This window comes from Achromobacter sp. SLBN-14 (assembly GCF_006715415.1).
GTDB lineage: Bacteria > Pseudomonadota > Gammaproteobacteria > Burkholderiales > Burkholderiaceae_B > Achromobacter > Achromobacter mucicolens.
This window is the reverse complement of sequence record NZ_VFNE01000001.1, coordinates 4,748,761-4,761,421: the sequence shown is the minus strand read 5'-3', so window position 1 is coordinate 4,761,421 and position 12,661 is coordinate 4,748,761. Positions and strand designations below refer to the sequence as shown.

Below are 12,661 nucleotides of genomic sequence, written 5' to 3'. Positions count from 1 at the left end.
TCCGCATCCGGCACCTGGAAATCGTGCTGACCGTCTCAGAATTGGGCAACCTGTCCAAGGCGGCGGCCCAATTGCACAGCACGCAATCGGGCCTGTCGCGCGCCATCGCCGAGATCGAGGAACTGGTGGGCGCGCGGCTCTTCGAGCGCACCGCAAAGGGCACCACCTGCACGCCGCTGGGCGACGCCATGTGCCGCCACGCGCGCCAGTTGCTGACGGGCTTTCGCAAGGCCGAGGTCGACCTGGCCGCCGTTTCGCGCGGCGAGGAAGGCAGCCTGACGGTGGGCTGCTTTTCGATGTTTGCGGGCTGGCCGGTGGCGCAGGCTGCGCGCGACTACCGCGAGGCGCACCCGCGCATCACGCTCACCATCGAGATCGGCACGCACGAACGGCTGATCGAGGACCTGGACGCCGGCGCGCTGGACGTGCTGATCAGCCGTTTCTCCAGCACCGTCAATCCGCAGATCTACCGTTCGACCACGTTGCTTGAGGACGCCGTGGTGCTGGCCTGCGCGCCGCATCATCCGCTGACCCGTCTGCCGGGGGCCACGCTGGCCGATTATGTCGCGTATCCGTGGATCACTGCGCTGCCTGGCAGCCGCATCCGCGGCGAGCTGGAATTGTCCCTGCGCCAGGCCGGTTTGGCGATTCCGGATATGATCGGCGTCCTGTCGCTGGAATTCGGCCGCGAATTGCTGCTGGACGGTCAGTATCTGTGGATGCTGCCCGGCAGCGTTGCGGCCGTCCGGCAGGCGCGCGGCGAACTCACCGTGCTGCCCGCCCGCCCCGCCTTGCGCAAGTCTCCGCTTGCCGCCATCTGGCGCCGCGACCGTCCCAGCACCCGTCAGGCGCGCGCCTTCGCGGCCCAGCTCGAACGCACCATTCTGGCCGATGGCATTGCGCTGGCCGCCTGAGCCGCGCGCCCCCCGAACACGCCCCTTTTTCATACCGGAGCACCCATGTACGAATGGCTCAACGCATTGCCCAAGGCGGAATTGCACCTGCATCTTGAGGGCACGCTTGAACCCGAGCTGCTGTTCAAGCTGGCGCAACGCAACGGCGTGGCGCTGCCCTGGCCCGACATCGACGCCCTGCGTGGCGCCTACGACTACAACAACCTCCAGGAATTCCTGGATCTCTATTACCGCGGCGCGGACGTGCTGCGCACCGAGCAGGACTTCTACGACCTGACCTGGGCGTACCTGCTCAAATGCCGCGAGCAGAACGTGGTGCACACGGAACCCTTCTTCGATCCGCAGACGCACACCGACCGCGGCGTGCCCTTCGAGACCGTGCTGAACGGCATCAGCCAGGCGCTGGCCGACGGCGAGAAGCAGTTGGGCGTGACCAGCGGCCTGATCCTGAGCTTCCTGCGCCACCTGCCCGAAGAACAGGCCATGCGCACGCTGGAGCAGGCGCTGCCCTACCGCGATGCGTTCATCGCCGTGGGCCTGGACAGCAGCGAGCAAGGCTTTCCGCCGCGCCTCTTTCAACGCGTGTTCGACCGCGCGCGCGCCGAAGGCCTGCCCGCCGTCGCGCATGCGGGCGAGGAAGGTCCGCCCGAATACATCTGGGAAGCGCTGGATCTGCTCAAGGTGCTGCGCATCGACCACGGCGTGCGCGCGGCCGAGGATCCCGAACTGATCGCCCGCCTGATCGACGAGCAGATTCCGTTGACCGTCTGTCCGCTGTCCAACACCCGGCTGCGCGTGTTCGGCCACATGCGCGAGCACAACATCCTGTCGCTGCTTGATGCCGGCGTGAAGGTCACCGTCAACTCCGACGATCCGGCCTACTTCGGCGGCTATGTCAACGAGAACTTCCACGCGCTCTACGAGCACCTGGGCATGACGCGCGAGCAGGCGCAGGCCCTGGCGGACAACAGCCTGGACGCGCGCATCGCCAGGTAACGCCTTCCAGCCATGCGGGTTGCGCATGGCTCTGTTCAAAACCGGCATGCCCGGCGCGGCACTTTCCTCCCTACCATAGTCCGGCGGCAGCAACGCTTGCCGCCGCTGGACGATGAACAACGAGACAAGGGGCAGGATATGAGTGAACGCGTAAAGGCGGCGCTGCGCAGCGGCACGCTTGCCGGCGTGCGCGACGGCGGCGTGTGCCGCTTCGGCGCCATTCGCTATGCGCAGGCGCCCGTGGGCGAACTGCGATTTGCGCCGCCGCAGCCGGCCAGCTGGCGGGGTGAATTCGACGCCACGGGAACGGGCGCCGTGGCGCCGCAATTGCCCTCGCGCCTGCGCGGCGCCATGGGCGACTTCGATGCCGAACAATCCGAAGACTGCCTGCACCTGACGGTGTGGACCCCGGCCGCGGACGGCAAGCGCCGACCCGTCGTGGTCTGGCTGCACGGCGGCGCCTGGCAAAGCGGCGGCGGCGCGCTGGACTGGTACGACGGCTCGCGCCTGGCGCAACGGGGCGACGTGGTCGTCGTGGCCGTCAACTACCGGTTGGCCGCGCTTGGCTGGCTGTACGTGCCGGGGCAGACGGCCAATGCCGGGCTGCTGGACCAGGAGATGGCGATCGACTGGGTGCTGGCCAATATCGAAGACCTGGGCGGCGACCCCGAGCGCGTCACGGTGATGGGGCAGTCGGCCGGCGCCTCGTCGATCTGCGCGATGCTGACGCGCCAGCCGCGCTTCTCGCGCGCCATCCTGCAGAGCGCCGCGCTGGGCCGCGGCTTTCGCAGCGCGGCGCAGGGTGAAGCCTTGGGACAGGTCTATCTGCGTGCGGCCGGGGCCGAATCGCTTTCCGAGGCCCGGAAATTGCCGGTGTCCGCGCTGCTGGCTGCCCAACAGGCGCCCGAGGTGGCGCAGGCGTTGCAGGCCGAAGGCAGCAGCCGCAGCCTGTTTTCGCCGGTGCTCGATGGCCAGGTGCTGCCGCTGGACATGGCCCCCGCGCTGATGACCGCCGCGGGCCGTGCGGACGTGCTGGTCTGCTACACGCGTGACGAGATGGCCGCCTTTCCAGACCACGGCACGGACGCTGCCAGCCAGCAGATGGGCGACGCCGTGTTCGGCGCGCCATCGCGGCAGTGGGCCGGGCACGCCGCCGCGCAAGGCCGCGACGCCTGGCTGGCGCGCTTTGACGTCGCACCGACGGACCGCTTTGGCGCGTGCCATTGCATCGAGCTGCCTTTCGTGTTCGACACCCTGCAAGCCTTTACCGGGGCGCCCATGCTGGCCGGTCTGCCTGCCGCGCATGCAGAGCAGCTTGCGCGCCAGACGCAGACCGCCTGGCTGGCCTTCATCCGGGGCGATGCGCCGGCCTGGCCGCAAGCGCCGCACATGCAGATCCTGGCCTGAGCCCGCCACGCCACCCGCCATGCCGCATCTGACGCCGGGCTTGCCCCCCGCGCCTTGCACACCAACAACACAAGGGGAATTCCATGTTCAAGCAATGCCTTCTTGCGCTGGCGCTCGCGCTGCCGCTTTCCGCCACCGCCGCCTATCCCGAAAAACCGGTCAAGATCATCGTTTCCAATCCGCCGGGCGGTCCGGTCGACGTCATGCTGCGCGTCCTGGCGAGCAAGCTGGGCGCGGCCTGGGGCCAGCCCGTCGTCGTGGAGAACAAGCCGGGCGCGTCGGGCATCATCAGCACCGGCGCGCTGGTCAAATCCGCTCCCGACGGCTACACGTTGGGCATGGTGGTCGCCTCGTCGGTGACCATCGTGCCGTTTGCCGTCGATAGCCTGCCGTTCGACACGCAAAAGGACCTGCAGCCCATTTCGCTGGTGGCGCGCACGCCGTTCATCTTCATCGTGCCCAAGGACAGCCCGCTCACAACCTGGGAAGACTTCGTGCGCGAAAGCCGCGCGCGCAGCCTGAGCGTGGGATCGTTCTCGATCGGCACCGCATTCCACCTGGTCTGGGAACAGACGGCGCGGCGCGCGGGCATCAAGGCGCTGTACGTTCCCTCGTCATCGTCCGGCAAGACCCAGAACGACCTGATCGGCGGACAGCTGGACGTGGGCCTGGACGCACCGTCCAGTTCGAAGGGGCTGATCGACAGCGGACGGTTGCGGGCGCTGGCGATCACCAGCCCGCAACGCTTCGGCGGTCTGCCGGACACGCCCACACTGAAGGAGTCCGGCCTGGACTACGCGCCGCAGCCGTGGATCGGCCTGATGGGGCCGGCCGGCATTCCGAAGGACCGTGTCGCGCAGATCCAGAAGGCGGTCAGCGACATCCTGAAGGATCCCGCCATGCAGGCCCAGATGGAGACCCTGGGCATGATCCCCATCGGCAGCACGCCCGACGAACTGGCCGCGACAATCCAGGCCGACCGCGCCGACATGGGACCGCTCATCAAGGAGCTGGGGATCAAGCTGCAATAGCGCGGGCAAAACCCCCGGCGGCTTGCTTGGGGCGCGGGGCCGGCGTGGTTGCGCGGCCTTGCGGGCATCCCGCATTGACGCGTCGCCAGCCGGTGGCTACAGTGGCCGGCAGCCTTGCGGCGCGCTGCCTGCCGCATTCCCGAACCGCCCGCGGTCCTGCCGCGGGTCCAACTTTTTCGGATACCCATGAACAGCTACCGCGTCGGCATCGCCGGCTTCGGCGCCATCGGCCAGGCCGTGGCGCAATCCCTCGATGCCGGCCTGCCCGGCCTGACGCTCGCCGCGGTCGCCGTGCGCGATCCCAGCTCCCCGCCCGCCTTCTCGTGGAAAGACGGCGCGCCTGCCTTCACCACCATCGACGGCCTTGCCGACCATTGCGACGTTGTCGTGGAATGCGCGCCCGCGGCCGTGTTCCGCAACATCGCCGAACCTGTATTGCGCGCCGGCAAGAAGATGGTGGTGCTCAGTTCGGGCGCCCTGCTGCGCCACGAAGACCTCATCGACATCGCGCGCCAGCACGGCGGCCAGGTCATCGTGCCGTCGGGCGCCATTCTGGGGCTGGACGCCATCACCGCCGCTGCCGAAGGCGTCATCCATTCCGTCACGATGATCACCCGCAAGCCGGTGCGCGGCCTGCTGGGCGCGCCCTACCTGACCGACAACAACATCGACATCGAAGGCATCACCGAGCCTCGCCTCATCTTCCGCGGCTCGCCGCGCGAGGCCGCCGTGGGCTTTCCGGCCAACCTCAACGTGGCCGTCAGCGTGTCGCTGGCGGGCATCGGCCCGGATCGCACAACGCTGGAAATCTGGGCCGATCCCTCGCTCGATCGCAACCTGCACCGCGTCGAGGTCGTGTCCGACTCCGCCTCGTTCTCGATGGAAATCCAGAACATCCCGTCGGCCAATCCCAAGACCGGACGCATCACCGCGCAAAGCGTGGTCGCCGCACTGCGCAAGCTGACCGGACCGCTGCGCGTCGGCACCTGAGGCCCCTCCTTTAAGCCGCCGCCCGCCGCAACGCGTCGCCGTGGCGCGGCGCCGGCATGGGCCCGACCTGCCAGCGGCCCGTTCCGTCCAGATCCAGCCGTTGGGTATGGAACGCATCCAGCGTGCTGCGATGGCCCACGCTGACCAGCATGCCGTCCGGCAGCGCCTCGCGCAGCAGGCTGTACAGCATGTGCTCCAGCCCTTCGTCCGTGGCCGACGTGGCCTCGTCCAGAAACACCAGCGCGGGCCGGTTGTACAGCACGCGGGCAAACGCAATGCGCTGCTGCTCGCCCAACGACAGCACGCGAGACCAGTCGTGCACCTCATCGAGCCGGCCGGCCAGATGCCCCAGGTTGACCTGCCGCAACGCATCGGCCAGCCGCGCGTCGCCGGCCGGTTGCGCCAGCCCCGGATACGCCACCGCGCCGCGCAGCTCGCCCAGCGGCAGATATGGACGCTGCGACAGGAACAGCGCGGACGCGCCCTGCGGCCGCCGCACCACGCCGTGGGCGTACGGCCACAGACCGGCCAACGCGCGCAGCAAGGTGGTCTTGCCGCTGCCCGACGGCCCCTTGATCAGCAGGGCTTGTCCGGGATGCAGGCGCAGATTCAGGTTGTCCAGCAGACAGGCGCCATCCGGGCGCGACACATTCAGGCCCTCGATCTCCAGGCCATCGGGCAGCGTCTGGGTCTGTACCTGCGGCAGCGCACGCGCGGCCTCGTTGGCATCCAGGAATCCATTCAGACGATCCAGCGTCGCGCGGTACTGGGCGAACGTGTCGTAGGAACTGCGAAAGAACGACAGCGATTCCTGCACCTGCCCGAAAGCCTGCGAGGTCTGCATGACATCGCCCAGCTTGATCGCCCCGCTGAAAAAGCGCGGCGCCTGCAGGATGAACGGAAACACGACCGCGATCTGGCTGACCGACAGGTTGAAGCCGTCGAACTTCAGGCCCCGGTACACGCGCGCCCACAGATTGGCGATATAGGACGTGAAGCGCGTCCACAGCGTCGCCCGCTCCACTTCCTCGCCCTGATAGAACGCAACGTTCTCGGCGTTCTCGCGCAGTCGGACCAGCGCATAACGGAAGTTGGCCGTCAGGCGCTCGGACAGGAAGTTCAGCTTGATGAGCGGGCGGCCGATCTTGAAGGCCAGCCACGTCGCGACGATGACGTACAGATAAACCACGAACACCATGGCGCGCGGAATCTCCACGCCGCCCAGCGTCAGCGGGCCCGACAACCCCCACAGGATCGCCGTGAAGGCCACCAGCGACACGATCGCGCTGATCGCGCCGATCGCCAGCGTGCGCGACCCTGTCACGAATTGCGCGATGTCCTGTTCGATGCGTTGGTCGGGGTTGTCGACGGGTTCCGCCAGGAAGTGACCGCGGTAGTAGGCGCCCGCGCCCAGCCAGTCGCGCGTCAGCCGTTCGTTCAACCACACGCGCCAATGAATGTCGAAAGCCTGGCCCACGTAGCTGTCGACCAGGCTGCGCACCACATGCACGGTGGCCAGCACCGCGAAAATCCCCAGGAAGTGCCAGAAGACCGACTGGTCCAGCGCCTGCAAGGCACTGTAGAAGCCGTTGTACCAGAACGAAAACAGCACGGTCATGCGCACCGCGAACATCGCCAGGAACAGCAGCAAGGCCAGGGTGAGCATCGGGCGCCAACTACGGCGAGGCGTCAGGTACGGCCAAGCCAGCCGCCAGAACTTCCTGCCCCAGACCGTGGTGCGCGTCAGGATCAGCGTAACCACCGCCAGCGCGACGGCGGAGATGCCGAACGCGCGCGCAAGCCACAGGGCGCTTTCTGCAAGTTGCTGCTGCCAATTCAGATCCATGAGCCCGGAACCTCGCAATGACGTTCCTGGTTAGACGTCCGGATCCGGCGCAGTTCCGGCAAAACTGCCGCTTTAAGCCTGGCTTAAGCGACCTCCAAGGAGATTGAAGGCGCGTTGAAAGCCGAGAGGCGATTTCATCAAGTTGGACCGAGGTCCAGGTTGGCGAACAGGTCCGCCAGCGTCGGCACGCTGCGCGCGGGCCAGATCGCGCTCAGGTCGAAACTGGGCAGGCGCTCGCCATCGCGCACCTCGCAAAAGCGCACGCCGCGAAAATCCATCGCCCGTATCCAGCTGGGCAGCAAGGCCACGCCGCAGCCGCCCGCTACGCACGACAGCACCGTCAACGTGCGGCTGGCCTCCTGGTTGACGTGCGCGTCGTGTCCCCCCTTGCGCATGGCATCCAGGATGTCCGCATAAAATGCCGGCAACTGTGACTGCGGGTACATGACCAGACCGGCCTGCGCGATCTGCGCCATCGACACCTGACCGTCGGGCGGCACCTCGAACTCGTCGGGCACGGCGGCCACCAGCCGGTCCCGTAGCAACTGGCGCTCGCGCATGCGGCCGCCCACCGCAACGGGTGTATGCATCAGGCCGATATCGATCTCGCCCGTCTGCAAGGCCTCGGCCTGTTCGGCGTTGCTCATTTCCCGCAGGATAATGCGCACGCCCGGCGCCTGCTGGCGCATCTGGCGCAGCGCGCGCGGCAACGTGTCAAAGAGCGCGGAGGACACCAGACCGACCGTCAGTTGCCCAGCGCTGCCGCGCCCGATCTCGCGCGCACGGCGCGCCGCGGCGTCGATGCGCGCCACGCTGGCGCGTACGTCTTCCAGGATGGCCTGCGCGGCGGGGGTAGGCGTCGTGCCCTGACGCGACCGTTCGAACAGCCGCACGCCCAGGTCTTTTTCCATGCGCGTCAGCGCCTGGCTCAACGCAGGCTGAGCAATGCCCAGCCAGTCCGAGGCGCGGCTGACGCTGCCGTGGTCCACCACCGCCAGGAAGTACCGAAGGTGCCGGGTTTCCATATTGATTCAATATATAAAAAGCGCTTTTCCACAATGGAAAACTATACATCGACTTCCTAGAATCCCGATTTACAGAACATTACATACCGGCAGTGCCGTTCCGCGAACGCCATGCCGAATCAGGAGACTGCTTTGCCCTCGCCGATTCCAGGCGCCGCCGTCGACACCCACGCCCACGTGTTTCACCAAGGCCTCGCCCTTGCCGACACGCGCCGCCACACGCCGGACTACGATGCCACGCTGGCCGAGTATCTGGGCTTGCTGGATGCGCACGGCATGCGCCACGGCGTGCTGGTGCAGCCCAGCTTCCTGGGCACGGACAACAGCCATCTGGTTCAAGCGCTGCGCGCGGCGCCCGACCGGTTGCGCGGCGTGGCCGTGGTGGCGCTGGACATCACTGACACTGAATTGCAAGACCTGGCTGGCGCGGGCGTGGTCGGCATCCGCCTGAACCTTGTCGGGCTGGACAGCCCCGCATTGCAGACGCCCGCCTGGCAGTCGTTGCTTGCCCGCGTGAATGCGCTGGGGTGGCATGTGGAAGTTCATGTGCAGGCTGCGCGCCTGGACGGCGTGATGCCGGCATTGCTGGCTGCGGGCTGCCGGATCGTGGTGGATCATTTTGGCCGCCCGGATCCCGCGCTCGGTGTTTCCGACGCCGGCTTCCAGTACCTGCTGCGCCAGGCGGACAGCGGCCGCGTGTGGGTGAAGCTGGCCGCGCCCTACCGCAACTGGGCCGCTGCCGCCTGCGCGGCCTCCGGCCGGCTGGCCACGCAGCAACTGCTGGACGCCTACACCCCCGAACGCCTGATGTGGGGCAGCGACTGGCCCCATACCGAACATCGCCACCTGGCGTCCTATGCCGCGGCAACGCAGTGGCTGGACGCCTGGATCGACGACCCCGCGCAACGGCGGGCCGTGCTTGCCGACACGCCGTTGCAGCTATTCCAATTCAAAGGAGACACTCCATGACCCCTCTCATCAAACGCCTGGCGCAGCGTAGCGCGCTGTTCGCCGCCGCCGGCCTGCTGGCTGGCGCCGCCGGCGCCGCGCACGCCGCCTACCCCGAGCGCGCGGTCACACTGGTGGTGACCTATCCGCCCGGCGGCACCGTGGACGTGGTCGCCCGCCTGATCGGCCCGAAGCTCGCGGCCGAACTGGGCCAGCCCGTGGTCATTGAAAACCGCGGCGGCGCGGGCGGCATGATCGGTGGCGCCGTTGTCGCCAAGGCCAATCCCGACGGCTACACGCTGATGCTGGACGCCTCCAATCACGCGCAGAACCCCGCGCTGCACAGCAAGATGCAGTTCGACACGCTGTCGGCCTTCGCGCCGGTGTCGCTGCTGCTGCGCGTGCCCAACGTGCTGGTCGTGACGCCGTCGTACGAAGTGAAGTCGGTCGCCGACCTCATCAAACTGGGCCAGCCCGATGCCAAGGAGCCGGTGTACTTTGCCTCGGCCGGTCCCGGTTCGGCCCAGCACCTGGCGGGCGAGCTGTTCAACCTGCTGGCCAAGACCCAGTTGCAGCACGTCGCGTACAAGGGCGGCGGCCCGGCCATGATCGACGTGATGTCGGGCCAGGTGCCCGTCATGTTCGCCAGCATGGGTTCTGCCTGGCAGCACGTGAAGAACGGCAAGCTGCGCGCCGTCGCCGTCGGCGGTCTGGAGCGTTCGAAGACCGCGCCCGACCTGCCCACCATCGCCGAATCGGGCGTGCCGGGTTACGAAACCTACGAATGGAACGCCGTGTTCGCCCCCGCCGGCACGCCGCCCGCCATCGTCGAACAGGTGTCGCAGGCGCTGGCCAAGGTGCTGAAGGATCCCGCGATCGCCGAACAGCTTGCCGGCATCGGCGCCGAACCCATCGGCTCCACGCCTGCCGAACTGGACACGTTCCGCCGCGCCGAGATCGAAAAGTGGCAGCGCGTCGTCAAGGAAGCGGGCCTGAAACTGGATTGAGTACTGCCGGGCCTGCTGGGCCCGGACACCGCGTAGCCGGTTTGCGGCGCTCATGCTGGGCGCCGTTTTTTTTTGCCGCGCGGGCGGGGCTATCATGACGCCTTGGACAGCTTTACCGCAGGAACCCGCTGGATGGACAAGATCCGACTCGACAAATGGCTGTGGGCCGCGCGCTTCTACAAGACGCGCAGCCTGGCCTCGCAGGAAATCGGCAAGGGCCGCGTCTTCGTGAACGGACAGCCGGCCAAACCCGCGCGCGAAGTCGGCGCCGGCGACGTCGTCGCGGTGCGCAAGGAAGACCCCGCGCTGCAGGTGCGCGTCGTGGCCGTGAGCGGCGTGCGAGGCCCCGCGCCGGTGGCGCGCCTGCTGTATGAAGAAACGCCCGAGAGCGTGGCCGCCCGCGAGCGCGCCGCCGAAATGCGGCGTCTTGCGCCGGAACCGGCGCTGGGCATCGACGCGGGACGCCCCACCAAGCGCGATCGGCGTCTCATCGACCAGATGCGGGGCAAGTCTTGATGAAGCGCGGCGGCTCGGGCGGCCTGGTCTATTCCACCGAGTCCGGGCGCATGTGCCCGCAATGCCGCCAGCCTGTGGCGCAATGCCAATGCCAGGCGGCCAGCCGCACGGCCCCGGCGGGCGATGGCGTGGCGCGGGTATCCCGCGAGACCAAGGGCCGCGGCGGCAAGAGTGTGACGCTGGTGCGCGGACTGGCGCTGGCGCCCGACGCCCTGGCCGCGTTGGGCAAGCAGCTGCGGACCGCGTGCGGTTCGGGCGGCACCGTCAAGGACGGCGTGATCGAGGTGCAGGGCGACCACTGCGACCGCATCATCGACGCGCTCACGAAACAAGGCCACCGCGCCAAGCGCGCGGGCGGTTGAACCGGATCAGGACAGAACGATGGAAATTCCCGTGACGGACGTCGCGAGCTGGCACGCCCATGTGTACTTCGACGCGGCAACCCGCGATGCCGCGTTCGCCCTGCGCGAACGGATCGTCGCGACGTTCGACGGCAAGATGGAAATGGGGCGCTTCCATGAGCGCCCCGTGGGCCCGCATCCGCAATGGAGCTACCAGATCGCGTTCGGCCCGCAGCATCTGGCCGAGATCGCCACCTGGCTGACACTGAACCACGGCGCGCTGGATGTGTTCATGCATCCGAACACCGGCAATTCGCTGCGCGACCACCGCGACTGCGCGGTGTGGATCGGGCGCAGCCACGTGTTGAACCTGGCTGCGCTGGGCGGCTGATCCCCTACAGCGCGCGACCCACGATCAGCGAATCGATCGCCATCTGCGCGTCGTCGCTCTTGCCCTCGTAAGGCAGGCGGCTCAGCACATAGCGCATGGCGTTCAGGCGCGCGCGCTTCTTGCAGTCGGACTTGACCACGATCCACGGCGCATCGGCGGTGTCGGTGTGCGCAAACATGGCTTCCTTGGCGCGCGTGTAATCGTCCCACTTGTCCAGCGACGCCAGGTCCACCGGGCTCAGCTTCCACTGCTTGAGCGGATGCACCTTGCGCTGCTGGAAACGGCGGCGCTGTTCTTCCTGGCTGACCGAAAACCACAGCTTGATCAGCGTGATGCCGCTGCTGACGAGGTGGCGCTCGAAATCGGGCGTCTGGCGCAGAAACGCCAGGTATTCGTCCTGCGAGCAGAATCCCATCACGCGCTCGACGCCGGCGCGGTTGTACCAGGACCGATCGAACATGACGATCTCGCCCGCGGTGGGCAGGTGCTGCACGTAGCGCTGGAAGTACCACTGGCCCTTCTCGGTGTCGGACGGCTTTTCCAGGGCGACCACGCGCGCGCCCCGCGGATTCAGGTGTTCCATCATGCGCTTGATGGTGCCGCCCTTGCCTGCCGCATCGCGCCCTTCGAACAGGATCACGACGCGCTGGCCGGTCGCCTTGACCCACGCCTGCAGCTTCAGCAGTTCGACCTGCAGCTTGTACTTCTGCCTTTCGTAATTGCGGCGCAGCATGCGGTGGCGGTAGGGATAGACGCCCTCGCGCCAATCTCCGGCCAGCTCTTCGTCGGGGTTGCGGCGCGCCCCCGGCGGCTGCCGGTTGGCGTCAAGGAGCGCGCGGTGCACGGCCTGCGCATCATCGGCCGACAGCGCATCGATGACGGTTCGCAGGGCCGCGCGCGCCTCGCCCGGTTCGCCCACCTGGTAGCGGCCGGCGATATCGGCCAGCACCGCCGCGGTCTCCTGCCGCGCCGCATCCTGCCGCGCCGTCACGCGCTTGCTCAGTTCGACGGCGGGCTCGATGGCGGCCCCCGTGGCAGATGCGGCCGCCGGGCGGGCATTCGCCGTGCGCTTGGCCGCGCCCCTGGCCGCGGCGGGGCGCTTGACCGGCGCCGCCGGGGCGGCTTCGTCTTGATCGGGAGCCTGCGATATCTTGTCGGTCATTCGTCCTGTCCTTGCTGCGCCAAAAACTTCAACCCTAGCTTGCGCCAGGGTGCGCGAAATTGATCGGGATCAAAGGTTGTAACATTT

13 protein-coding genes are annotated in these 12,661 nt (G+C 67.8%); 10 read left to right on the top strand and 3 right to left on the bottom strand.

What is annotated here, in order from left to right; translation table 11 throughout:
* Window positions 1-23 precede the first annotated feature (23 nt).
* From FBY20_RS21815 to FBY20_RS21795, 5 genes are all read left to right on the top strand, one after another.
* Window positions 24-914, top strand: coding sequence for a LysR family transcriptional regulator (locus tag FBY20_RS21815; protein ID WP_230964910.1), 891 nt, complete (start codon window positions 24-26; stop codon window positions 912-914).
* 45 nt (window positions 915-959) lie between these two features.
* A complete protein-coding gene (locus FBY20_RS21810; RefSeq protein WP_056324040.1) occupies window positions 960-1,910 on the top strand; it encodes an adenosine deaminase in 951 nt (316 codons plus the stop codon).
* Between the two features lie 138 nt (window positions 1,911-2,048).
* Complete coding sequence (locus FBY20_RS21805) at window positions 2,049-3,317, top strand: carboxylesterase/lipase family protein (protein WP_142054541.1); 1,269 nt, start codon at window positions 2,049-2,051, stop codon at window positions 3,315-3,317.
* Window positions 3,318-3,400: 83 nt separating this feature from the next.
* Window positions 3,401-4,348 (top strand): tripartite tricarboxylate transporter substrate binding protein, encoded by a 948-nt coding sequence (locus FBY20_RS21800; protein ID WP_142054539.1) that lies wholly within the window; start codon window positions 3,401-3,403, stop codon window positions 4,346-4,348.
* A gap of 186 nt (window positions 4,349-4,534) precedes the next feature.
* Window positions 4,535-5,338: an aspartate dehydrogenase gene (locus FBY20_RS21795; RefSeq protein WP_142054537.1), complete on the top strand. Its 804-nt coding sequence runs from the start codon at window positions 4,535-4,537 to the stop codon at window positions 5,336-5,338.
* A 10-nt stretch (window positions 5,339-5,348) separates the two neighbouring features.
* On the opposite strand, the gene FBY20_RS21790 is transcribed toward FBY20_RS21795, so the two are convergent.
* Window positions 5,349-7,184 (bottom strand): ABC transporter ATP-binding protein/permease, encoded by a 1,836-nt coding sequence (locus FBY20_RS21790; protein WP_142054535.1) that lies wholly within the window; start codon window positions 7,182-7,184, stop codon window positions 5,349-5,351.
* Window positions 7,185-7,321: 137 nt separating this feature from the next.
* A complete protein-coding gene (locus FBY20_RS21785; RefSeq protein ID WP_142054533.1) occupies window positions 7,322-8,209 on the bottom strand; it encodes a LysR family transcriptional regulator in 888 nt (295 codons plus the stop codon).
* Between the two features lie 111 nt (window positions 8,210-8,320).
* Here FBY20_RS21785 and FBY20_RS21780 point away from each other — a divergent pair, with 111 nt between their 5' ends.
* From FBY20_RS21780 to FBY20_RS21760, 5 genes are all read left to right on the top strand, one after another.
* Entirely contained in the window at window positions 8,321-9,178 is an 858-nt protein-coding gene (locus FBY20_RS21780; protein WP_056324025.1) for an amidohydrolase, read from the top strand.
* Complete coding sequence (locus FBY20_RS21775) at window positions 9,175-10,164, top strand: tripartite tricarboxylate transporter substrate binding protein (protein WP_056324022.1); 990 nt, start codon at window positions 9,175-9,177, stop codon at window positions 10,162-10,164. Before FBY20_RS21780 ends, FBY20_RS21775 begins: the two co-directional genes overlap by 4 nt.
* Before the next feature lie 132 nt (window positions 10,165-10,296).
* Window positions 10,297-10,680, top strand: a complete 384-nt coding sequence (locus tag FBY20_RS21770) for an RNA-binding S4 domain-containing protein (protein WP_062839065.1) — start codon at window positions 10,297-10,299, stop codon at window positions 10,678-10,680.
* Window positions 10,680-11,042: a translation initiation factor Sui1 gene (locus tag FBY20_RS21765; RefSeq protein WP_142056139.1), complete on the top strand. Its 363-nt coding sequence runs from the start codon at window positions 10,680-10,682 to the stop codon at window positions 11,040-11,042. Before FBY20_RS21770 ends, FBY20_RS21765 begins: the two co-directional genes overlap by 1 nt.
* A gap of 19 nt (window positions 11,043-11,061) precedes the next feature.
* Complete coding sequence (locus FBY20_RS21760; RefSeq protein ID WP_142054530.1) at window positions 11,062-11,412, top strand: DOPA 4,5-dioxygenase family protein; 351 nt, start codon at window positions 11,062-11,064, stop codon at window positions 11,410-11,412.
* Window positions 11,413-11,416: 4 nt separating this feature from the next.
* Here FBY20_RS21760 and ppk2 read toward each other — a convergent pair whose 3' ends face one another.
* Window positions 11,417-12,574, bottom strand: a complete 1,158-nt coding sequence (ppk2, locus tag FBY20_RS21755) for a polyphosphate kinase 2 (RefSeq protein ID WP_142054528.1) — start codon at window positions 12,572-12,574, stop codon at window positions 11,417-11,419.
* Between the last annotated feature and the right edge of the window lie 87 nt (window positions 12,575-12,661).